Source organism: Streptomyces sp. (assembly GCF_035563135.1).
Classification (GTDB): Bacteria; Actinomycetota; Actinomycetes; order Streptomycetales; family Streptomycetaceae; genus Streptomyces.
In genome coordinates, this window is the sequence record NZ_DATMVN010000716.1 from 1 (window position 1) to 20779 (window position 20779).

General features: G+C 71.5%; 22 protein-coding genes. 14 read left to right on the forward strand and 8 right to left on the reverse strand.

Annotation, left to right across the window (positions count from 1 at the left end):
- The first annotated feature begins 152 nt into the window (after positions 1–152).
- The 3 genes from VN520_RS31740 to VN520_RS31750 all read left to right on the forward strand — a co-directional run bounded on the left by VN520_RS31740 (position 153) and on the right by VN520_RS31750 (position 1517).
- On the forward strand, positions 153–506 hold the full coding sequence (locus tag VN520_RS31740) for an STAS domain-containing protein (protein ID WP_325750386.1): 354 nt from the start codon (positions 153–155) through the stop codon (positions 504–506).
- 163 nt (positions 507–669) lie between these two features.
- Positions 670–1065 carry an ATP-binding protein gene (locus VN520_RS31745; protein WP_325750387.1) on the forward strand — a complete coding sequence of 132 codons (396 nt, stop codon included), beginning with the start codon at positions 670–672 and terminating at the stop codon, positions 1063–1065.
- 80 nt (positions 1066–1145) lie between these two features.
- Entirely contained in the window at positions 1146–1517 is a 372-nt protein-coding gene (locus VN520_RS31750; protein ID WP_325750388.1) for an STAS domain-containing protein, read from the forward strand.
- Between the two features lie 98 nt (positions 1518–1615).
- On the opposite strand, the gene VN520_RS31755 is transcribed toward VN520_RS31750, so the two are convergent.
- From VN520_RS31755 to VN520_RS31765, 3 genes are read right to left on the reverse strand one after another with little or no spacing between them, the layout of a single operon-like run.
- A complete protein-coding gene (locus VN520_RS31755) occupies positions 1616–2026 on the reverse strand; it encodes an STAS domain-containing protein (RefSeq protein WP_325750389.1) in 411 nt (136 codons plus the stop codon).
- The gene (locus VN520_RS31760) at positions 1986–3116 is read right to left on the reverse strand and encodes a cobalamin B12-binding domain-containing protein (protein WP_325750390.1); all 1131 of its coding nucleotides are present in this window, start codon (positions 3114–3116) and stop codon (positions 1986–1988) included. Before VN520_RS31760 ends, VN520_RS31755 begins: the two co-directional genes overlap by 41 nt.
- On the reverse strand, positions 3113–4792 hold the full coding sequence (locus VN520_RS31765) for a SpoIIE family protein phosphatase (RefSeq protein ID WP_325750391.1): 1680 nt from the start codon (positions 4790–4792) through the stop codon (positions 3113–3115). Before VN520_RS31765 ends, VN520_RS31760 begins: the two co-directional genes overlap by 4 nt.
- A gap of 521 nt (positions 4793–5313) precedes the next feature.
- Here VN520_RS31765 and VN520_RS31770 point away from each other — a divergent pair.
- Positions 5314–5706, forward strand: a complete 393-nt coding sequence (locus tag VN520_RS31770) for a hypothetical protein (RefSeq protein WP_325750392.1) — start codon at positions 5314–5316, stop codon at positions 5704–5706.
- Here VN520_RS31770 and VN520_RS31775 read toward each other — a convergent pair.
- Positions 5639–6211 (reverse strand): TIGR03086 family metal-binding protein, encoded by a 573-nt coding sequence (locus tag VN520_RS31775; RefSeq protein ID WP_325750393.1) that lies wholly within the window; start codon positions 6209–6211, stop codon positions 5639–5641. The two genes, VN520_RS31770 and VN520_RS31775, sit on opposite strands and share 68 nt — an antisense overlap.
- Before the next feature lie 82 nt (positions 6212–6293).
- On the opposite strand from VN520_RS31775, the gene VN520_RS31780 reads away from it, so the two are divergent.
- From VN520_RS31780 to VN520_RS31795, 4 genes are all read left to right on the forward strand, one after another.
- A complete protein-coding gene (locus VN520_RS31780; RefSeq protein WP_325750394.1) occupies positions 6294–7184 on the forward strand; it encodes a helix-turn-helix domain-containing protein in 891 nt (296 codons plus the stop codon).
- 59 nt (positions 7185–7243) lie between these two features.
- Positions 7244–7993 carry a Mut7-C RNAse domain-containing protein gene (locus VN520_RS31785; RefSeq protein ID WP_325750395.1) on the forward strand — a complete coding sequence of 250 codons (750 nt, stop codon included), beginning with the start codon at positions 7244–7246 and terminating at the stop codon, positions 7991–7993.
- A gap of 244 nt (positions 7994–8237) precedes the next feature.
- On the forward strand, positions 8238–8573 hold the full coding sequence (locus tag VN520_RS31790; RefSeq protein ID WP_325750396.1) for a YnfA family protein: 336 nt from the start codon (positions 8238–8240) through the stop codon (positions 8571–8573).
- A 62-nt stretch (positions 8574–8635) separates the two neighbouring features.
- Complete coding sequence (locus VN520_RS31795) at positions 8636–9394, forward strand: SDR family NAD(P)-dependent oxidoreductase (protein ID WP_325750397.1); 759 nt, start codon at positions 8636–8638, stop codon at positions 9392–9394.
- Between the two features lie 288 nt (positions 9395–9682).
- Here the strand turns inward: VN520_RS31795 and VN520_RS31800 are convergent, their stop codons facing one another.
- Positions 9683–10876, reverse strand: coding sequence for an RtcB family protein (locus tag VN520_RS31800; RefSeq protein WP_325750398.1), 1194 nt, complete (start codon positions 10874–10876; stop codon positions 9683–9685).
- 172 nt (positions 10877–11048) lie between these two features.
- Between VN520_RS31800 and VN520_RS31805 the strand changes: the two genes are divergently transcribed.
- The 3 genes from VN520_RS31805 (at position 11049) to VN520_RS31815 (ending at position 14479) form a co-directional block, all read left to right on the forward strand.
- Positions 11049–11867, forward strand: a complete 819-nt coding sequence (locus VN520_RS31805) for a DUF3558 domain-containing protein (protein ID WP_325750399.1) — start codon at positions 11049–11051, stop codon at positions 11865–11867.
- Positions 11868–12108: 241 nt separating this feature from the next.
- Entirely contained in the window at positions 12109–12936 is an 828-nt protein-coding gene (locus tag VN520_RS31810) for a DUF3558 domain-containing protein (protein ID WP_325750400.1), read from the forward strand.
- 181 nt (positions 12937–13117) lie between these two features.
- The gene (locus VN520_RS31815) at positions 13118–14479 is read left to right on the forward strand and encodes a DUF2637 domain-containing protein (protein WP_325750401.1); all 1362 of its coding nucleotides are present in this window, start codon (positions 13118–13120) and stop codon (positions 14477–14479) included.
- Positions 14480–14541: 62 nt separating this feature from the next.
- Here VN520_RS31815 and lysS read toward each other — a convergent pair whose 3' ends face one another.
- Positions 14542–16302, reverse strand: a complete 1761-nt coding sequence (gene lysS, locus VN520_RS31820; RefSeq protein ID WP_325750402.1) for a lysine--tRNA ligase — start codon at positions 16300–16302, stop codon at positions 14542–14544.
- A gap of 145 nt (positions 16303–16447) precedes the next feature.
- Between lysS and argS the strand changes: the two genes are divergently transcribed.
- Entirely contained in the window at positions 16448–18217 is a 1770-nt protein-coding gene (gene argS / locus VN520_RS31825; RefSeq protein ID WP_325750403.1) for an arginine--tRNA ligase, read from the forward strand.
- Positions 18218–18357: 140 nt separating this feature from the next.
- On the opposite strand, the gene VN520_RS31830 is transcribed toward argS, so the two are convergent.
- Positions 18358–18843, reverse strand: a complete 486-nt coding sequence (locus VN520_RS31830; protein WP_325750404.1) for a carboxymuconolactone decarboxylase family protein — start codon at positions 18841–18843, stop codon at positions 18358–18360.
- A gap of 178 nt (positions 18844–19021) precedes the next feature.
- Here VN520_RS31830 and VN520_RS31835 point away from each other — a divergent pair, with 178 nt between their 5' ends.
- The gene (locus VN520_RS31835; protein ID WP_325750405.1) at positions 19022–19957 is read left to right on the forward strand and encodes an RNA polymerase sigma-70 factor; all 936 of its coding nucleotides are present in this window, start codon (positions 19022–19024) and stop codon (positions 19955–19957) included.
- Positions 19958–19995: 38 nt separating this feature from the next.
- Here VN520_RS31835 and VN520_RS31840 read toward each other — a convergent pair whose 3' ends face one another.
- Complete coding sequence (locus VN520_RS31840; protein ID WP_414720011.1) at positions 19996–20607, reverse strand: hypothetical protein; 612 nt, start codon at positions 20605–20607, stop codon at positions 19996–19998.
- Here VN520_RS31840 and VN520_RS39750 point away from each other — a divergent pair.
- Positions 20597–20779, forward strand: a 183-nt coding sequence (locus VN520_RS39750; protein WP_414720012.1) for a hypothetical protein, incomplete at its 3' end; no start/stop codon positions are given. The two genes, VN520_RS31840 and VN520_RS39750, sit on opposite strands and share 11 nt — an antisense overlap.

Here is a 20779-nt window from a genome sequence, read left to right on the forward strand (position 1 = left end):
GCGCGACGCGTTCAACGTCTACCAGCTGCTCCACGAATGGCAGGACTTCTCCCACCGGCTGCATGACGCCGGGCACCAGCCCTACTGCCTGGTGTGGCCCTGACGCCCGGCCGCTTCCGGCGCCGTCCCGCCGGTGTAGGAACATATGGCACATGACGGCGGATGAACTTCATGTGGCGGTCGAGCCCACGGACGACGGGGTCGTCGTGATCCGTGTCCGGGGGACCCTGGACGGATGGTCGGGACGTTCCGAGCTGGTCGAGGCGCTGGAGGACGCGGCCGGGAGCGGCGGCCGGCTGACCGTGGCCGACCTGTCCGGGCTGCTGTTCGCGGACTCGGCAGGGCTGCACGCCTTGCTGAACGCACAGCAGAGCCACACCGGGTCCGGGGTGCCGCTGGTGCTCGCGGGGCCGCTGGCGACGGGAGTGCGCAGGCTCTTCGAGGTCTCGGGCACCAGCGGGGCCTTCACGTTCGCCGACACGGTGGACGCGGCGCTGTCATGCTGACGCGGTCGCGCGCCGCGCCGCCCGCGGGCCGGCCCCGGGCAGGGAGTGTGACCGGCTCCCGTCCGGGCAGGCGCAGAAGGTAATGAACAACGGGGAACGAGAAGTGCCGGAGGACGGCAGGTGCCCGGCGGAGACCGTCGGCCCATCTGCTCCGCAGAAGCCCGTGGGTACGGACCGCGTGCCCGCCGTGCCGCAGAACGCGGCTGCCGCGCGCGCCGTCGTCACCCGGCTCCTGGAAGCGCGGTTCTGCGGGCTGGGCGGAGAGGGCCTGGCCGATGTCGTGGTGGCCGACGCGTTGCTGGTGACCTCGGAGCTGGTGACCAACGCCGTTCGGCACGGCGGCGGACTCACCGGTTTCTCGGCGGAGGTCGTCGACGACGGCCTCCTCCTCACCGTCTCCGACGCCAGCACGCGGGCACCGGTCATGACGGAACGCGATCCGGGCTCCGCCCCTGTCGGCGGCTACGGCTGGCCCCTGGTGCGCCGTCTGACCGAGCGGGTGTCCGTCACGCACCTCCCCGACGGCAAGCACATCGTCGCGCTGGTCGCGCTCGTCTGACGTCACGGCGGTGCCGCGGGCCGCCCCGGGGCACGGGGCGTCCGTGCGGCCGGGCGGGGGCGGTTGGCATAATTTCCCGCATGGTCCGCGAGCCCCTCGACAACTCCGCACCGGCCCACTCGCCCGTGGTGGCGGCCGAAGGAGAGAGCAACGGCAGCTGGGTCGTCCGGGCACAGGGCGCCCTCGACTCCGACACCATCGATCCGCTGTTCATCGCGATGTGGCAGGCAGCGGCCGGGCATGAGGTCGTCGTACTGGACACGTCCGCGGTCACCTTCGCGGACTCGTCGTTCCTCAGTCTCCTCATCGAGGTGCACCAGCGGACGGAGCTGCGCATCGCAGCACCGGGCACAGCCGTGACGCGGCTCCTGCGGATCGCGGGGGTGGACCGGGTGATCCGGAGCTACCCCACGCTCGACGCGGCCCTCGGCACGCCGCCGGCCACTTCCTGACGCCCGGCCACTTCCTGACGCCCGGCCCTTCCGGTCGGCGTACCGTCGCGTCAGCGCGTTAGCACCTCAGCACCTCAGCACCTCAGCACCTCAGCGCGTCAGCCGGAAGGACCGGACGGCGGGACGGGCTCGTACCGTGTGCCGACGGGCAGCGGGCCGCTCTCCTCCTGCCCGGCCCCGTCGAGGACGAAGAGCCGCAGGGTCCCGGTGACGTCCAGGACCCGGCGCAGGAAGGCCGGCGGGTGCTCCAGGTGCAGCGCCACCCCCCGGGACGCCGTGCCGCGGTGGATCAGCAGAAGGCCGGACACACCCATCGAGTCGCACAGCCGCAGCCCGGAACAGTCCAGGAAGAGATCACGCAGGCCGGGATCCGCGGCGAGGCAGGCCTGGGCCCGCTCCACGAACTGTTCGCTGGTGTCGTAGTCCAGATCACCGGCGAGGCGCAGGCGTGCGGCACCCGGGCCGGCTTCAACTGCCAGGGTGAGAGGCGGACGGGGACGTTCGGTCATCCGAGGCTCCGGGGTCGTGGCCGGCAGGTGGCGGGAGGGCGTCCAGGGCGGTACGTGCCCGGCCGAGCAGCCGGGACGCCCGTGGGAAGTCCTTGAGTTCGATCGACAGGACGTCGAGGACCGGCTCCAAGGACGCGGCCGGAACCCGCCGGGCTTCGAGGATGCCTGCGGTCCACACCAGGAAGCCGGTGAAGAGCTCGTCGTCGTCCATGTAGAGGGCCACGCCGAGGTGTTCGACGATGTGGGCGATGTCCTGTGCCGTGTGCTCGCGTTGCTGCTCCGTGTAGGCCGCTGCCGCGGGGAAGCGGCTCTCCAGTTGTGTCAGCACCTCCCGCACGAGCTGCGGCCTGCTGCGGACGACGAGCGTGTACTCCTGGTCGGCGAGGTGCGGCAGGTCGTCCGTCTGCTGCCTGCCGGCGGCAGGCAGTGGCGCCGGGATGCCGTCCGCGACACGGCGCGCCGCGGACCGCGCGTCGGGTTCCCAGGCGTCGGCGCCCAGCCGGTGCGCGTACCGGCCGTCGGGCCCGAACGCCGCCCCGCCGGCCAGCACGGGTACTCCCGCCGCCTGGACGGCGGTGATCGCCGCGTGCGCGGCGGGCAGCCGGGTGGGGACGGAGGAGGACAGCGCGACCACGTCCGCACCGCTGGTGTGCAGGTGCCCGACGAGGTGCGGTGTGGGCACCTGGGCCCCGAGGAAGTCGACCTGCCAGCCGCGCAGCGTGAGGACCTCGGCCAGCAGGCGGGCCGGCAGCACGTGCCATTCCTGGTCCACGCAGGCCACGGTGACCCGGCCGAGCCGCGGCGTGGTGCGCCCGGCCGGGTGGTGGGCGAGCGCGGCGATGACCCGTTCGGCGATGGCGCTCGCCGCGTGTTCCTGCGCCACGCTGAGGCGGTTGGCCGCCCACTCGGTGCCGACCCGTTTCTGCACGGGGGCGATGACGTCCAGCAGCGCGGTCTCCGCGTCGATCCCGTCGTCCAGGGCGGCGAGGACCACTGCGGCGGCGGCGTGTTCGTCCCGGTCGGTCACCGCAGCCCACAGCCGGTCCTGGAGGCCGCGTATTCGGGGCGCGGCAAGGGTGTGTGTGCTCATGCCGTGTACCTGCCCCGGGTGTGGCCGTCCACCGCGCTCAGGTGGGTGGTCGGCGGGGCGGTGATCGCGAGAAGCGCCATGTCGTCGTGCCGGCCGTCGTGCAGCCACTGGGACGCGAGCATCTGGACCCGCTCGACCACCGCCGTGCCCGGCATGCCCGCGCACTCCTCCAGGGCCCTCATCAGCCGCTCCTCACCGAAGAGTTCGTCACCGAGGGGCCCGCCACGGGCCTCGGTGACACCGTCGGTGTAGAGCAGGCACGTCTCCCCCGGGCGGAGGTCGGTCTCCACGGTGCGGGCCTCGACGCGGGGCAGCGCCCCGACCAGGGTCCCCCGGGTGTCGATCTCCTCGACACTGCCGTCGTTGCGGATCACCAGGGGGGCGGGGTGGCCCGCCGACGTGAGGCGCAGGCGCACCCGGCTCTCCTCTCGCCGGACCGAAGCCAGCACCAGGGTCGCGAACCGGGTGTGGTGCGAGTTGAGGAGGGCGCCGTTGAGCAGCCGCAGCATCCGTTCGTGGTCGCCCGCCATCGGCGTCAGCGCCTGGAGCGTGTTGCGGATCTTGCCGGTGAGGACTGCCGCGTCCAGGCCCTTCCCGCACACATCGCCGAGGACCGCCAGCGACGCGTCCTCGGGCGTACTGCCGGGGTGCACGTCGTAGAAGTCGCCGCCCACCCGGTCCCGCGCGGAGGCGGGCTGGTAGCCGCCGGCGAACTCGACCCCGTTCACCCGGTCCAGCCGGGGCGGCAGCAGGTCCCGCATCAGGGTCCGGGTTATGTCGCTCTGCTCGGCGTACAGCCGCGCGGCGGACAGTGCGGCTCCGGCCCGCGCGGCGAACAGCCGGGCGAACCCCTCTTCGCTCTCGTCGAACTCGGTGGAACCGGTGCCGCGCAGCAGGACCAGGACCCCTGCCGGGACCCCGAGGCCCGGCAGCGGGACGACGGCGGCCGACCCGACCGTGCCGGTGAAGTCTTCCGGGAGGAGCCAGCCGGGCAGCGCGCCGGGGTCGATCCACCGGGACGGTACGGGCGGGAAGCCCTGGAGCGCCTCGCTCAGACCGGGGACCTGGGCGGGGTCCGCCGCCACCGTCCCGCGGACCGCCGTCCGGCCCCCGACCGCGTGGGCCAGGGGCATCTGCCGCCCTGCGGCAGGCAGGATGACGACGGCGGCCTCGGCGAGGTACTGGGAGGCGAGCTGAGCGGTGATCTGCATGCAGCGGTCGGTGTTCAGCGACGCCAGCAGTACGTTCGACGCCTCGGCCAGGAAGGCGGTGCGCTCACGCTCCGTGGCCAGTTCCTCCTCGACGAGCCGCCTGTCGGTGTCGTCGACCAGCCACCAGGCCACGTCACCGCCGGGGTTCGGAGCCGGATGCGCCACGAAGGTCTGCGTACCGATCCGGCCCCGGAAGACGGGGCGGGGCGCGGAGGCCGGTCCGTCGCCGGCGGAACGCCCGGCGGGGTCCGTCGTCTCCTGGTGGGCGCGTGTCAGCCAGGGCGGCACCGTCTCCGACAGTGTGCTGCCCCGGGCCGCGCCTTCAAGGAGCGAGGCGGCGGCCGGGTTGAGGTCGACGACTGTTCCCGTCCTGTCGACGAGGATCACGGGGTACGGGGCCGAGGCCCACAGTTCGGTCGTTGCGAGCTGAGGTCTCGATGCGATCTGTTCCTTCTGACGGGCCATGAAGGGGGACCCGCCTGAGGCGAGTCGCACCACCTTCCAACTGGACGAAAATTGCTTTCCCTCCGGCAACCATTGCCCAGCCGGACGGCGGATGGCAACCCACCCCCCTCGCGACGGGGGGCGCCCGGAGCGGCCCGCTCACCGCCCCCACCAGGAACCTTCACAGAAAACACACGACATACGCGGGTGGCCGACGCGGCCCGTGCCGGTGCGGCGCACCGGACGAGCGGGCCCGTGACACCGCCCTCCCGGCAGCCGGTCGCGTCCCCGCACGGACCCTCGGTCACCACCGGCGGGACGGCCGCCGGGGGAGCTGCGGCGCTCGGCGCTCCGCTCGCCGGGACCGGTGACCTTCACACCGAGGAAGAGCTCGCCGGGACCGCGGTGCAGCTCTCTCACCGCCCGGACCCGGACAGCGGGAGGGCACTCTTCGGCCATTCATTGGCCGAAGAGCGATCTCCAGCCGCACTGCCGGGTCCGCCGACGCGAGGAGCGCGACTCCACTCCTGAGGAGGGCCTGCATGGTTGACCTGCTGCTGACCCTGGCCGTCCCGGCGGCGCCGACCGCGAGCGGGGCGTACGCCGTCTGCGACCGCCGTCGGCAGCGCCGGGGCCCGCCACTGCCCCACACCCACCGGGCGGCCCGTCTCACGGCACACGACGCACTGGTCCTGGCCGAGACCGTCGCCGACCACGCGTACACCGCCCTCGCCAGGCTCTACACCGACCCGGCCGCCCCGCGCCCTGTGGAGAACACGGAGAACACGGAGAACACGATGGATGTGGACAACACGGAAAAAGCGGGAAAAGCGGACAAGGCGGAGAGCATGGAGCACACCACCGCCGTCAGCCGCGGGACGGACGCCAGCCCGGATCACGGCCCGTCACGGCCAGCACCCGCTCGAAGGCCGTAGCGCCGGGCGGCACGGGGAACGGATCGCCGAACACCTTCATCTCCCGGGCCTGCGGAGCCAACGCGGCCAGGCCCGGTTCCAGCTCCGTCACCACGGCGGGGTCGGGCACGAAGTCCTGGCCCGTCGCCCGCGCCAGGTCCCAGGCGTGCACGACCAGGTCCCCCAGCACCATCAGCCCCACCGCCCTGGCCGGCATCCGCATGCCTCCGGTCGTCCCCTCCTCCGCGCCCGGCTCGGCCCAGGCCTTCACCAGCAGAGCCGTCCCGTCGTCGAACCGGCCGCGCCAGTCCCCCGTGACGACGTCCTCCTCCCGGCTGAAGTCGGTGGAGCCCTTGGCCGCCAGGACCCGGAAGTTCTCGATCACGAGGAAAAGATGGTTCAGCAGGGCCCGGACGTCGTAATCGCTGCACGGTGTGCCATCGGCCAGTTGGTCGTCGCCGATCCCCCGGACGACGGGGACCGCCTGCGCGGTGGCTGCTTCGAGGAGTTCACTGATCGTCTTCATGCGTCCGACGATGCACCGGGCCGCACACGACGTATTGAAGAAACACGACAGGGACGGCCCGCGCGCCACCTAGGATCCGACCATGACCGGCTCCCGACCCGGACCCGGGCCCGGGACCGGACCCCGACCCGGCCCCGGGCCCCATCCCGGACGCGTCACGCGGGGCATCGTCGACGCCCCCGATCTGTTCACCCGCGTCCGGTTCCGCCTCCGTGACCCCGCCCCCGCGCTGCGGCCCCATCTGGAGCACTACTGGCTGATCGACTGGGACCTCTCGGAGCCGTACACCTCACACGTGGTGCCGCACCCGAGCGTCCATCTCGTCTTCCAGCGCACGGAGTCGGGGAGCGAGGCGGAACAGGCCGGTCTCGCCGAGGTCTACGGCATCGTGCAGGGCCTGTTCAGCCGGCGGCTGGAGGGCAGGGGGCGGGTCTGCGGCGTGAAGTTCAGACCCGGCGCCTTCCGGCCGTTCGCCCCGCACCGGCCCGTGTCGGAGTGGACCGGCCGCCGGGTCCCCGCCGACGAGGTGCTGACCCTGCCCGAGCACGGGCCTTCCGCACCGGCGACGGCGCGGGCGGTGCTGGATCCAGCCGACGAGGACGCCCGGGTCGCGGCACTCGACTCCTGCCTCCTGCCGCTCCTGCCCCCTCCGGACCCGCAGGCGGAACTCGCGGCGGACCTCGCCGAACTGGCGCGCACGGACCGCTCGCTCCTGCGGGCCGACGCCCTCGCCCACGCGGGAGGCATGTCCGTGCGCTCGCTGCAGCGGCTGTTCTCCACCTATGTAGGGGTGGGGCCGAAATGGGTCATCCTCCGCCACCGCGTCCACGAGGCGCTGCAGCGCGCCGGGACCGACCCCGAACCCGACTGGGCCGAGCTCGCCGCCGAGCTCGGCTACAGCGACCAGGCGCACCTCGTCAGGGACTTCACAGCGACGGTCGGTGTCCCCCCGGCCGCCTTCGCGCAGCGCTGACGCCCCTGACCGCCGGAAACCTCTCGCTGCCGTGCCACGCACGATGGCATCCTGACCAGGTGAACGGACCCGAGATCACCCTCGAAGTGGCCCCTGAACTACGCCTCTTCGTCGCCCACGGCCGCCGCCGTGGCCGCACGGCCGTCACCACGGACGGTTCGTCGACCCTGGGACACGTCGTGGAGTCGCTCGGCGTCCCGCTCACCGAGGCCGGGCAGCTCCTCGTCGACGGCCGCCCCGTGCCCGTCTCCCACGTCCCCGGCGCGGGTGAACAGGTCGAGGTGCGGGCCGTGCGACGCCCCCAGCAGGTCCCGGGCGCCCCGCTGCGCTTCCTGCTCGACGTGCATCTGGGCACGCTCGCCCGGCGCTTGCGGCTGCTGGGCGTGGATGCCGCATACGAGAGCGAGGACATCGGCGACCCGGCACTCGCCGCCCTCTCCGCGGAGCAACGGCGCGTCATGCTCTCCCGCGACCGGGGGCTGCTCCGGCGCAGGGAGCTGTGGGCGGGGGCGTACGTCTACAGCGACCGGCCCGAGGAGCAGCTCCGCGACGTCCTGGGCCGCTTCGCGCCCGTACTCGCGCCGTGGTCCCGCTGCACCGCCTGCAACGGGGAGCTCACGGAGGCGGACAAGGACTCCGTGAGCGCCCGCCTGGAACAGGGCACGCAGGCGTCGTACGACGTGTTCGCACAGTGCACGGCCTGCGGCCGGGTGTACTGGCGGGGCGCCCACCACGCCCATCTGGAAACCATCGTGGCCGACGCCGTGCGCGAGTTCGGCGGGGCGGGGAGCCAGGCACCGACGGCCTGAGGCGCAGGGACGCCCGGCCGCGTACCTCCGGACGGGCGGCCACCCTGTCCATCCGCCCGAGGGCTGCGCCGCCCGGACGGGCGGACCCGGAAGCCCCACGCGCCCACCCGGCCCGCACCCTCCCCGCACGCCCGCTGCCCGTAGCCGCCCTTGGACATCCACTGCCCGCACCCGTCCATGGACATCCACTGCCCGCACCCGCCCTGCACGCCCGTTCCCGGCGTCCGCATGACACGCTGGCCGCATGCTCGTCGCCCGTTCCGTCGCCCTCTTCGTCGTCGCCGCCCTCTTCGAGATCGGGGGCGCCTGGCTCGTCTGGCAGGGCGTGCGCGAGCACCGCGGCTGGATCTGGATCGGCGCGGGCGTCATCGCCCTCGGTGCCTACGGATTCGTGGCCACACTCCAGCCCGACGGAGACTTCGGCCGCATCCTCGCGGCGTACGGCGGGGTGTTCGTCGCGGGCTCGATCGCGTGGGGCGTGGTCGCCGACGGCTACCGCCCGGACCGCTGGGACGTGACCGGCGCACTGGTCTGCCTGGCCGGCATGGCGTTGATCATGTACGCCCCCCGCCACCACTGAACCCGCTCCCGGAACGCCCGCCTATCCTGGCCACGTACCGATCAGCCGCCCGAGGAGTCCGTATGGCCGCCACCCCCATCGCCGTCGTCACCGGCGCGAGCAGCGGCATCGGTGCCGCGACCGCCAGGCAGCTGGCCGCTGCCGGATACCGCGTGGTGCTCACCGCACGCCGTAAGGACCGCATAGAGGCACTGGCCGCCGAGCTCACGGAAGCGGGCCACCAGGCGACGGCCTACCCCCTGGACGTCACCGACCGCGCGGCGGTCGACGAATTCGCCTCCGCGTTCCGGTCGCTGGCCGTCCTGGTCAACAACGCGGGCGGTGCGCTGGGCGCCGATCCCGTCGCCACGGGTGACCCGGCCGACTGGCGTCAGATGTACGAGACCAACGTCATCGGCACCCTCAATGTCACCCAGGCCCTGCTCCCCGCCCTCACCGCGAGCGGGGACGGCACGATCGTGGTCCTGTCCTCCACGGCCGGCCTCTCCACCTACGAGGGCGGCGGCGGTTACGTCGCCGCGAAGCACGGCGAACACGTGCTGGCGGAGACCCTCCGCCTGGAGATCGTCGGCACCCCGGTCCGTGTGATCGAGATCGCGCCCGGCATGGTCAGGACCGAGGAGTTCGCCACCACCCGCTTCCGCGGTGACACCGAGAAGGCCGCCAAGGTCTACGCGGGAGTGGACGCCCCGCTCTCGGCCGACGACGTGGCCGACACGATCACCTGGGCCGTCACCCGCCCCAGCCACGTCAACATCGACCTCCTGGTGGTCCGCCCCCGCGCCCAGGCCTCCAACTCCAAGGTCCACCGCACCCTCTGAGGACGGCGTACGACAGCCCGTCTGCCGTCGGCGCCTGTTCGTGCCGGTACGCCAAGGAGGTCACGGGGGCCCGCCGGGAGATCGGACGTCATGCGCGGGACGAGATCGACAACGTCCTCCGCCCGAAAGAGGCCGCTGTCGATCCGGCCGGGCATCTCTGTCACCCGGGGTGCCTCTCCCCACACGCAAACAGGCGGCGGCCGAGTCCCTCCCCTGCTCCACCCGGCCGGCAGACACCGGCTGGGACGGACAGGAGGCCACCGCGAACTGCGTGGCCCCCTGCCGGCCTCAGCCCTTCACACACACGATCTGCTTGATCTTCGCGACGACCTCCACCAGATCCCGCTGCTGCTCCATGACCTGCTCGATCGGCTTGTACGCGGCCGGGATCTCGTCCAGGACGCCGGAATCCTTGCGGCACTCCACGCCCCGTGTCTGCTCCTCCAGGTCGCGCGTCGTGAAACGGCGCTTGGCCGCGTTCCGGCTCATCCTCCGACCGGCGCCGTGGGAGGCCGAGTTGAACGCCTTCTCGTTGCCGAGGCCTTTCACGATGTAGGAACTCGTCCCCATGGAACCCGGGATGATCCCGTACTCACCGGTGCCCGCGCGGATCGCGCCCTTACGGGTGACCAGCAGGTCCATGCCCTCGTACCGCTCTTCCGCGACATAGTTGTGGTGGCAGGAGATCTCACGCTCGAAGACCGGCTTCGCCTTCTTGAACTCCCTGCGGACCACGTCCTTGAAGAGCGCCATCATGATCGCGCGGTTGTACTTGGCGTACTCCTGGGCCCAGTACAGATCGTTCCGGTACTCGGCCATCTGCGGGGTGTCCGAAATGAAGACCGCCAGGTCTCGATCGACCAGGCCCTGATTGTGCGCCAGGCCCTGGGCGATCTTGATGTGATGCTCGGCCAGTTCCTTGCCGATGTTCCGGGAGCCGGAGTGCAGCATCAACCAGACCACTCCTGCCTCATCGAGGCAGAATTCGATCATGTGGTTGCCCGATCCGAGCGTTCCCATCTGTTTTGTGGCCCGTTCCTGACGGAATTTGACCGCTTCGGCGATCCCCTCGAACCGTGACCAGAAGTCGTCCCAGCCGCTGGTCGGGAAGCCGTGGAGCTTCCCCGGGTCGACCGTCTCGTCGTGCATGCCCCGGCCCACCGGAATCGCCTGCTCGATCTTCGACCGGAGCCGTGAGAGGTCTCCCGGCAGGTCGTCGGCCGTGAGCGACGTCTTCACCGCCGACATCCCGCAGCCGATGTCCACCCCCACCGCGGCCGGGCAGACCGCGCCGTGCATCGCGATCACCGAGCCGACGGTCGCCCCCTTGCCGTAATGGACGTCCGGCATGACGGCGAGGCCCTTGATCCAGGGCAGCGTGGACACGTTCCGCAGCTGCTGCATCGCGCCGTTCTCGACCGACGCCGGATCCGCCCACATACGGATGGGAACCTGCGCGCCCGGTACCTCTACATACGACATAACCCCTCGATTCCCCCGAAAAAGACTGAAAGCGCAAAACTGGTGCCACGGTCGGCATAAAGGTCGGCCGACCGGCATTCACAGCGGCGCGTGCGATACACATTGTGTCCATCGGCCGCCATCGAGCGGCAACCCGTTTTCGTACCGAAGGGAGCCTGGGACCGTGCGACACATGGCGTACGTACCCGGCGTCGCGCTTCTCGTGGCGCTCGTCGCCGGCTGCAGCGCCGGCTCCGGCGCCGACGACCCCGACGCCGACAGCAAGCCCGGCAGCCCGACGGTCACGGCCGCGCCTCCCGGGAAGTACAAGACACTGCCCGAGTCCTGCCGTGCCGTGCCGCGTTCCACCCTCCAGGACCTGCTGCCCGGCGCCGCCGGACTGCCCGAGGAGCAGCAGGAGAAGGTGTACGAGGGCACGGCCACCGTCACCTACGACACCGACCGCAAGGTCGGCTGCCGCTGGAAGTCGGACGCCCCGGACGCCTCCCGGAACCTCTCCATCGACTTCGAGCGCGTCGTGTCGTACGACCCCTCGGTGAGCGACGACGACCGTGCCCGGGAGGTGTACGCGAAGAAGCAGGAAGCCGCCGCCCTCCCCACGTCGGCCGGTGTCACCCCCAGCGAGACGCCCAGCGGCTCCGCCTCCGCGTCGGCCGGCGGCACACCGTCCGGCTCCCCCGGCGGCGCTGCCTCCGCCTCGCCCTCCGCCGACCCGTCCGGCAGCACCACCGGCGTCGACCCCGACGAGGACCTCCGGCCGCGGCTGCTCGACGAGCTCGGGGACGCCGCGTTCCTGGACGACGCCCTCACCCGGGCGGGTTCCACCGCACAGCACCGCACCGTGAGCGTGGTCTTCCGCACATCGAACGTCATCGTGACCGTCCAGTACACCGAGCAGCCGGCCCGCGTCACCGAGGTTCCCGACAGCAGGGAACTTCAGGAGAAGGCCCAGGCCCTGGCGCGGAATCTGGCGGAGACCCTCAGCGACTGACCGGGCCCGACGACCGCCGGCCGGGGCTTCCGGCACTTCCCGGGGCCTCCGGCCGGAGGCGGCATCCGGCCTCGGTCCGTCGTACCGTGGCCTCCGGCCGCCGTACCACCCGGCCGACGTACCGACCCATCGACGTACCGACCGATCGACGTACCGCCTGAACATCGACGTACCGCCCGAACGACGTACCACCCGACCGCCCGCACGACCGAGACCGCCGTGCCGTCCGAGTGAAGGAACCATGCACCGATCAGCCCCGCGACTGTCCCGCATACTCGCCTGCGCCGCCGTTCCGGTGATGCTCGTCGTCGCCGGCTGCTCGTCGGACTCCGGCGACGCGAAGGAGCCGGGCTCCTCGGCCTCTCCGAGCGCGAAGAAGTCCGAGCCGGCCGTCGAGCCCGCGAAGTTCGCCACGCTGCCCGACGCCTGCACGTCGATCGGCAAGAAGACGATCGAGGACCTGGTCCCGAAGACCAAGAACAAGGGCGGCACCCCCGGCAAGTCCAGCGACACGGCGAGCCGCGGCGGCTGCTCCTGGAACGGCCTGGACGACAACGGCGTCAAGGGCTCGCAGTACCGCTGGCTCGACGTCGGCTTCACCCGTTTCGACTCGGACCGGTCCCTGGGCAGCGGTGCCGAGCGCGCGACCGCCGAGTACACGAAGCAGGTCTCCAAGGCACAGGCGACCGAGGGTGCCGAGAAGGCGGCCGCCAAGCCCGCCACCGGTATCGGTGAGCAGGCGACCTCCGTCACGTACGGCCTCAAGAAGTCGAAGGAGGACTTCGAGTACGCCGTCGTCGTGGCCCGCACGGGGAACGTCGTCGTCAACGTCACCTACAACGGCGCCGGGTTCGAGGGCGCCGAGCCGCCCGCCGCCGCCGACATCCTCAAGGCCGCCCAGAAGGCCGCCAAGGAGGCCGTCGCCGCGGTCGGCGCCGACGACGGCGGGGCGAAGTCCTCGGCTTCTCCCTCCGCCGGGGCGTCGTCCTCCCCGTCCGCCGAGGCCACGGCGAAGGCGTCCGCGAAGGCGTCGGGCAAGGCGACCACGAAGGCCACCGCCAAGTCGTGACCAGCGCCCGGCAGGAGCACGGACGCCCCTGCCCGAAGGCGCCTCGACGAAGTCCGGTGCTCCCGCGAGCACCGGGCTTCGCCCCCTCCCCACGCAGCACGCCCGTCCGGCATGTGCCAGGCTGTGCCCGCGCCGGACGCCGAAGTGAAGCCGGTTCATCGAAGTCGGGAGGGGATCGCGGGTGGCCGCAATGCAGCTGACACGCACACACCGCGTACTCATCGGGGTCGTCGTCGCCGGCGCCGTGCTCATCGCCGCGATCGGTTTCGCCGGCTCCTACGCCGCCGTCCGTGAACTCGCGGAGGAGAAGGGCTTCGGCCGGTTCTCTCTCGTCTTCCCGATCGGCATCGACGCGGGCATCTGCGTCCTGCTCGCGCTGGACCTGCTGCTGACGTGGATGCGTATCCCCTTCCCGCTGCTGCGTCAGACCGCCTGGCTGCTGACCGCCGCGACGATCGCCTTCAACGGCGCCGCCGCCTGGCCCGACCCGCTGGGCACCGGCATGCACGCGGTGATCCCCGTCCTGTTCGTCGTCGCCGTCGAGGCCGCGCGGCACGCCGTGGGCCGGATCGCGGACATCACGGCCGACAAGCACATGGAGGGCGTCCGGCTCACCCGCTGGCTGCTGTCCCCCGTCCCCACGTTCAAGCTGTGGCGCCGGATGAAGCTGTGGGAGCTGCGCAGCTACGAGCAGGTGATCAAGCTCGAACAGGACCGGCTGATCTACCAGGCCCGCCTCCAGGCCCGCTTCGGCCGCAACTGGCGCCGCAAGGCTCCCGTCGAGTCGATGATGCCGCTGCGCCTGGCGAAGTACGGGGTCCCGCTCGCCGAGACCGCCCCGGCGGGCCTCGCCGCCGCGGGCATCGAGCCGGCTCTGCTTCCGCCGGCCCCGGCCCTGGCAGCGGTCGGGACCGAGCAGCAGCACCCCCAACTCCCGTACGTCCCGCAGCCGCAGGACCAGCAGGCACACCAGGGCCAGCAGAACCAGCAGGCACACCACCAGCCGCAGCCGCAGCCTCAGCCGGAACAGTACGAACCGTCCGACCAGCAGCAGCACCAGTACCCCCAGGAGGACCCCGCTTCGCAGGGCAGCCCTTGGTTCGCTGCCGTCAAGGACCCGGACGACGTGTACGAGGGCGCGTACGACCCGACGTACGACGAGGGCTCGGCCCCCGCCCCCGTGATGGTCCCCTCGGGCCCCGGCCGGTCCCGACCGCTCGGCAACGTGGGCACGGTCGGTGCCTTCCCGCACCCCCGCGCGGCGGAGCCGGAACCCGGACAGCCGCAGCAGCAGGGCACCGCTCAGGAGGCCGACCCGGCCGAATGGGCCGAGGACGAGATCGAGTTCAGCGAGATCGCGTACGACGTGTTCGCCGCGTACACGCATCAGCACCAGGACTACCCGAGCGCCGAGGTGCTCGACATACACCTCTCGGACGGCCACAACGTCCGCCACCCGCGCAGCGCCGCTCTGCTCCGCAAGCTGCTGCCCGGCTTCAAGCAGCGCTTCAACATGGACGAGGCCGCCGACCACATCGCGTAGGGCGGGAAAACACGGAAACGGGCGGGCCGCTGAGCGGCCCGCCCGTCCTCACCTCCGTGGTGCTACGCCCCGAGCAGCGTCCGCACCCGGTCCGCCCCGACGGCCAGGAGCAGCGTGGGCAGGCGCGGCCCGGTGTCACGGCCGACGAGCAGCCGGTACAGCAGCGCGAAGAAGGAGCGCTGGGCCACCTTCAGCTCGGGCGTCGGCTTGGCGTCCGGTGCCAGGCCCTCCAGCACCTTCGGCACTCCGTAGACCAGCGTGGTCAGGCCGTCCAGCGACCAGTGCGAGTCGAGCCCTTCCACCAGCAGCCGCAGCGACTCGCGGTCCTGCTCGTCCAGGGAGCCGAGCAGCTCCTTGTCCGGCTCGTCGCGGACGATGGTGCGGGCTTCGGCCGGCACCTGGGTGCTGATCCAGCTCTCGGCGCGGTCGAGCCGGGGCCGTACCTCGTCGAGCGAGGTCAGCGGGTTCTCCGGGTCGAGCTCGCTGAGGATGCGCAGCGTCTGGTCCTCCGCGCCGGCGGTGATGTCGGCGACCGAGGCGAGCGTGCGGTACGGGAGCGGGCGGGGAGTGCTGGGCAGCTCCCCGGCGGCCGTACCGACGGCCCGCGCGTGTGCGGCGGCGTCGGCGGGCAGCACCGTGCCGTCGGCCACCTTGCGGGCCAGCGAGTCCCACTCGTCGTAGAGCCGCTGGATCTCCTGGTCGAAGGCGATCTTGAAGGACTGGTTCGGCTTGCGGCGCGCGTACAGCCAGCGCAGCAGGGGCGCCTCCATGATCTTCAGCGCGTCGGCCGGGGTCGGCACGCCGCCCTTGCTGGAGGACATCTTCGCCATGCCGGAGATCCCGACGAACGCGTACATCGGCCCGATCGGCTGGACCCCGCCGAAGACCTCGCGCACGATCTGGCCGCCGACGACGAAGGAGGAGCCCGGCGAGGAGTGGTCCACGCCGCTGGGCTCGAAGATCACGCCCTCGTAGGCCCAGCGCATCGGCCAGTCGACCTTCCAGACCAGCTTGCCGCGGTTGAACTCGTTGAGCCGGACCGTCTCGGCGAAGCCGCAGGCCGAGCACGTGTAGTTCAGCTCGGTCGTGTCGTCGTCGTAGGAGGTGACGACGGTGAGGTCCTTCTCGCAGTTGCCGCAGTAGGGCTTGTACGGGAAGTAGCCGGCGGAGCCGGAGCTGCCGTCGTCCTCGTCCGCCGCGCCGGAGCCCTCGGCGGCCTCCAGCTCGGCCTCGTCGGCCTTCTTCTGCTGCGGCTTCTTCCCGCCCTTGGCGCCCGCCGCACCGTCCTTCTTGGTGCGGTAGCGGTCCAGGACGGCGTCGATGTCGGCCCGGTGCCTCATCGCGTGCAGGATCTGCTCGCGGTAGGTGCCCGCCAGGTACTGCTCGGTCTGGCTGATGCCGTCGTACTCGACGCCGAGTTCGTCCAGCGCCCGGGTCATCGCGGCCTTGAAGTGCTCGGCCCAGTTCGGGTACGCCGACCCGGCGGGGGCGGGCACCGAGGTCAGGGGCTTGCCGATGTGCGCCTGCCAGGAGTCGTCGATGCCCTCGACGCCGTTCGGCACCTTGCGGTAGCGGTCGTAGTCGTCCCAGGAGATCAGGTGGCGCACGGTGTAGCCGCGGCGGCGGATCTCGTCGGCGACCAGGTGCGGGGTCATGACCTCGCGGAGGTTGCCCAGGTGGATCGGGCCCGACGGGGAGAGGCCGGACGCGACGACGACCGGTTTGCCAGGCGCACGTCGCTCCGATTCGGCGATGACATCGTCCGCGAAGCGGGAGACCCAGTCGGTCTCGGTGCTGCTCTGACTCGAAGCCACGGTCGGCACGTCCTTCTCTCGTGTAGGACTCGTAGGGGACGCCCACGGGGGGCACCCCCATTCTCCCAGGTACCACCCGCAGCGCGAAAACGGCTTTGCACCCCGTGGGATACTGGAGTGATCCTCTGTCCCCTACGGAAACGGCAGCCGGCTCATGGCTTCGGTCCCTTCCCTCGCTTCCACGCTCCAGCAGCAGCTGGCGGACGCCCTGACGGCAGCACTGCCGGAGGCCGGCGCCGCGGACCCGCTGCTGCGCCGAAGCGACCGGGCCGACTTCCAGGCCAACGGGATCCTCGCGCTCGCCAAGAAGCTCAAGGGCAACCCGCGCGAGCTGGCCTCCCAGGTCACGGCGGCCCTTCCGGCGGGTGAGCTGATCAAGGACATCGAGGTGTCCGGTCCCGGCTTCCTGAACGTCACGCTCACCGACCGGGCGATCATCGGCACGCTCGCCGAGCGGGCGGCCGACGGTGACCGGCTCGGCGTCCCGCTGAGGACCGCCCCCGGCACGACCGTGATCGACTACGCCCAGCCGAACGTGGCCAAGGAGATGCACGTCGGCCACCTGCGGTCGGCGGTCATCGGTGACGCGATGGTCCAGATCCTCGAATTCACCGGCGAGAACGTCGTCCGGCGCCACCACATCGGCGACTGGGGCACCCAGTTCGGCATGCTCATCCAGTACCTCTTCGAGCACCCGGACGAGCTGAAGCACGAGGGCGACAAGTCGGACGGCGAGGCGGCGATGTCGTCGCTGAACCGCGTCTACAAGGCGTCGCGGGTCCTCTTCGACTCCGACGAGGAGTTCAAGGCGCGCGCCCGCGACCGGGTGGTGGCCCTCCAGGCCGGCGACCCGGAGACGCTGGCGCACTGGCAGCGCTTCGTCGACGAGTCGAAGATCTACTTCTACTCCGTCTTCGACAAGCTCGACATGGAGATCCACGACCCCGACATCGTCGGCGAGTCCGGATACAACGACATGCTCGAGGAGACCTGCCGGATCCTGGAGGAGACGGGCGTCGCCGTCCGTTCCGAGGGTGCGCTGTGCGTGTTCTTCGACGACGTGAAGGGCCCGGACGGCAACCCGGTCCCGCTGATCGTCAAGAAGACCAACGGCGGTTACGGCTACGCGGCCACCGACCTCTCCGCGATCCGCGACCGGGTCCGGAGCCTCAAGGCCGACACCCTGGTCTACGTCGTGGACGCCCGGCAGTCCCTGCACTTCAAGATGGTCTTCGAGACGGCCCGCCGCGCCGGCTGGCTGAACGAGGACGTCAAGGCGCACCAGCTCGCCTTCGGCACGGTCCTCGGCAAGGACGGCAAGCCGTTCAAGACCCGTGAGGGCACCACCGTCCGGCTGGAGGACCTCCTCGACGAGGCGGTCGAGCGGGCCACCGCCGTGGTCCGGGAGAAGGCCGAGAAGGTGGGCCTGACCGAGGACGAGATCATCGAGAACGGCCGGTACGTCGGTGTCGGTGCCGTGAAGTACGCCGACCTGTCGACGTCCGCCGTACGGGACTACAAGTTCGACCTGGACCAGATGGTGTCGCTGAACGGCGACACGTCGGTCTACCTCCAGTACGCCTACGCCCGGATCCGCTCCATCCTGCGCAAGGCGGGCGACGCGAAGCCCGTCGCGCACCCGGAGCTGGAGCTGGTCCCTGCCGAGCGCGCGCTGGGCCTGCACCTGGACCAGTTCGGTGAGGTCCTGGCCGAGGTCGCCGAGGGGTACGAGCCGCACAAGCTGGCCGCGTATCTGTACCAGCTGGCTTCGCACCTCACCACGTTCTACGACCAGTGCCAGGTGCTGAGCGACGAGAATCCGGCAGAGGTCGTCGAGAACAGGCTCTTCCTCGTCGAGCTCACCGCCCGCACCCTGCACCAGGGCATGAAGCTGCTCGGCATCAGGACGCCCGAGCGCCTCTGAGACCTGGCTCCTCGGCAGCCGGCACGGCTCCGGAGTGTGCACCACGGAAGAACCGCCCGCGCGGGACGTGAGTCCCGTACGGGCGGTTCTTCCGTATACCGGCCGGGCGCCGGCCGTGTGCCGGTCAGCCGACGCGCCGGTCAGTCGAACGAGGCGGCGAACATACCGGGCTCGTAGGAGCCTCCCCGCTGGTGTGTGATCACGGCGAGCCGGTTGGCCGCGTTGATCACCGAGACCAGGCAGATCAGCGTGGCGAGCTGGTCGTCGTCGTAGTGCTTGCGTGCCTGTGCCCAGGTCTCGTCGGACACGCCCTCGTGGGCGTCGGCGAGCCGGGTGCCCTCCTCGGTGAGCGCCAGCGCGGCCCGCTCCGCCTCGGTGAACACGGTGGACTCGCGCCAGGTGGCGACCAGGTGGAGCCGGACCGCGGTCTCACCGGCGGCCGCCGCCTCCTTGACGTGCATGTCGACGCAGTGACCGCAGCCGTTGATCTGGCTGGCGCGCAGCGACACCAGCTCCTGGGTGGACTTCGGCAGCGGGGACTCCTGGAACAGATGCGCCAGGCCGGCGAAGCGCTTGGCGAACCGGCCGGCGATCTCGTTCTCGAACAGATTGAACCGTGCGTCCATGATTCGTCCTCACTCGTGGTGTTGCTGTTGCACTGGACGAACACGAGATGCCGGCCGCCCGCTCCCCGTGACAGGTGGCCCGTGTGACGTGCGCCACCGCTCACGGGTGTCACAGAGCGGCGGTGACCGGCGTCTTGTGCGCGTGGCACCTTCGACAGCGAACAGGCAGGAGCAGCCCGTGAAGAGCGAGCGCACACCCACCGAGGACGGAGCCGGGCAGCTCACCGGCGACGGCCGCCCGGACCCCGCCACCGAGGCGTTCGTCACCCACCGCAACCTGCTGTTCACCGTCGCCTACGAGATGCTCGGCTCGGCCGCCGACGCGGAGGACGTCCTGCAGGAGGCCTGGCTGCGGTGGGCGGGCGTCGATCTCGGGACGGTACGGGACCGGCGTGCGTATCTGGTCCGGATCACCACGCGCCAGGCGCTGACCCGGCTGCGTGCGCTCGGCCGCCGTAAGGAGTCGTACGTCGGCACCTGGCTGCCCGAGCCCTTGCTGACCGCACCCGATGTGGCCGAGGACGTCGAGCTGGCCGACAGCGTCTCGATGGCGATGCTCCTCGTCCTCGAAACGCTCGCCCCGACCGAACGGGCGGTGTTCGTGCTCCGCGAGGTGTTCGCCTTCGACTACGACGAGATCGCCGACGCCGTCGGCAAGAGCCCGGCCGCGGTACGCCAGATCGCTCACCGGGCGCGGGCCCACGTCGCGGCGCGCCGGCCGCGCGGCACCGTGTCTCCGACCGAGGCCGGAGAAGCGCTCGACGCCTTCCGCAGGGCGGTCGAAACGGGTGATCTACAGGGTCTGCTCGACATCCTCGCCCCGGACGCCGTCCTCCTGGGTGACGGAGGCGGAGTCAAGCAGGCGATCCTCAGGCCGATCGTGGGGGCGGACAAGGTGGCCCGGCTGCTGATCGGCGGGCTGGGCAAGGTCACCGCGCTGTCACTGCGGACGGCGCACGTCAACGCCTGCCCGGCGCTGGTCCTCAGCCTCGACGGCGAGCTCGAAACCGTCATGGCGGTACGCATCGACGACGGCCTCATCACCGGGCTCTACGCCGTGCGCAACCCCGAGAAGCTGTCACGCATGCAGCAGGAGACCGCCCTGCGCCGCTGAGCCCGGGGCCGGGCCCCGGGCCGCTCCTGCCCCAGCCGTCACCACTCCTCCGGGACCCACTGCGCCGTGTCCGAGCGGTAGTAGTACGTCGGCCGGGCCGTGAGGCTGCTCGTACGGAACGGCTTGCCCCCGTCATCGATGCGCAGCATCCCGCTCCTGCCGCCGCTGGTCCACTCCAGCTCCAGGTACCAGGTCACGTCGTGCCCCTCCACGTGCGCGTCCAGGTTGAACACCTCGACGTCGGTGGAGCTCACCCGGTACGGGAAGTCCTTCGCGGGGACGGCCTTGCCGGCGTCCTCCCCGGCGACGGGCTTCGCACGCGGCCGGCTGTCGTCCAGGTCGATGTCGAAGGTCTGCGGCGTGATGCCTCCCCCGCAGCCGTTCCCCATCGAGTACGCGCCCCAGGCGAGCGGGGCGTTGCGCCCCAGCACCCGTACGTGCAGCCCGTTCAGCACGACGGCCTCACCGGACGTCCCCTGGAGCGTGAGTTCGAGCTTCATGTCGCCCCCGTCCACACCGTCGAGGACCCGCGCCCAGCTGCGGGTGTCCTGGGGCGGGGGCGCCGGCGGCAGGTCGTCGGGCTCCTGGTCGAACAAGTAGTACTGCCCGCAGGGCGATTCCCAGTTGTACGAACTGATGGTGGCGTGCACGGGCACGCCGCCGCCGCTCTTCGGCCTCTTCGCGGTCGGCGAGGACTTGGCGGAAGGGCTGCTCCCGGCCGTCGCCGACGCGGTCGCGCCGGTCGTCGCCGACGCGCTGGCGCTCCTGCTCGGCTTCACGGTCCCGTGCGCGCTCACACGGCCGCTGGGGACGACCGGCGCG

Coding starts and splice junctions, on each gene's coding strand:
- VN520_RS31740 (WP_325750386.1), top strand. CDS start 153: ATGACGGCGGATGAACTTCATGTGGCGGTCGAGCCCACGGACGACGGG.
- VN520_RS31750 (WP_325750388.1), top strand. CDS start 1,146: ATGGTCCGCGAGCCCCTCGACAACTCCGCACCGGCCCACTCGCCCGTG.
- VN520_RS31755 (WP_325750389.1), bottom strand. CDS start 2,026: ATGACCGAACGTCCCCGTCCGCCTCTCACCCTGGCAGTTGAAGCCGGC.
- VN520_RS31760 (WP_325750390.1), bottom strand. CDS start 3,116: ATGAGCACACACACCCTTGCCGCGCCCCGAATACGCGGCCTCCAGGAC.
- VN520_RS31765 (WP_325750391.1), bottom strand. CDS start 4,792: ATGGCCCGTCAGAAGGAACAGATCGCATCGAGACCTCAGCTCGCAACG.
- VN520_RS31770 (WP_325750392.1), top strand. CDS start 5,314: ATGGTTGACCTGCTGCTGACCCTGGCCGTCCCGGCGGCGCCGACCGCG.
- VN520_RS31775 (WP_325750393.1), bottom strand. CDS start 6,211: ATGAAGACGATCAGTGAACTCCTCGAAGCAGCCACCGCGCAGGCGGTC.
- VN520_RS31780 (WP_325750394.1), top strand. CDS start 6,294: ATGACCGGCTCCCGACCCGGACCCGGGCCCGGGACCGGACCCCGACCC.
- VN520_RS31790 (WP_325750396.1), top strand. CDS start 8,238: ATGCTCGTCGCCCGTTCCGTCGCCCTCTTCGTCGTCGCCGCCCTCTTC.
- VN520_RS31795 (WP_325750397.1), top strand. CDS start 8,636: ATGGCCGCCACCCCCATCGCCGTCGTCACCGGCGCGAGCAGCGGCATC.
- VN520_RS31800 (WP_325750398.1), bottom strand. CDS start 10,876: ATGTCGTATGTAGAGGTACCGGGCGCGCAGGTTCCCATCCGTATGTGG.
- VN520_RS31805 (WP_325750399.1), top strand. CDS start 11,049: ATGGCGTACGTACCCGGCGTCGCGCTTCTCGTGGCGCTCGTCGCCGGC.
- VN520_RS31810 (WP_325750400.1), top strand. CDS start 12,109: ATGCACCGATCAGCCCCGCGACTGTCCCGCATACTCGCCTGCGCCGCC.
- argS (WP_325750403.1), top strand. CDS start 16,448: ATGGCTTCGGTCCCTTCCCTCGCTTCCACGCTCCAGCAGCAGCTGGCG.
- VN520_RS31830 (WP_325750404.1), bottom strand. CDS start 18,843: ATGGACGCACGGTTCAATCTGTTCGAGAACGAGATCGCCGGCCGGTTC.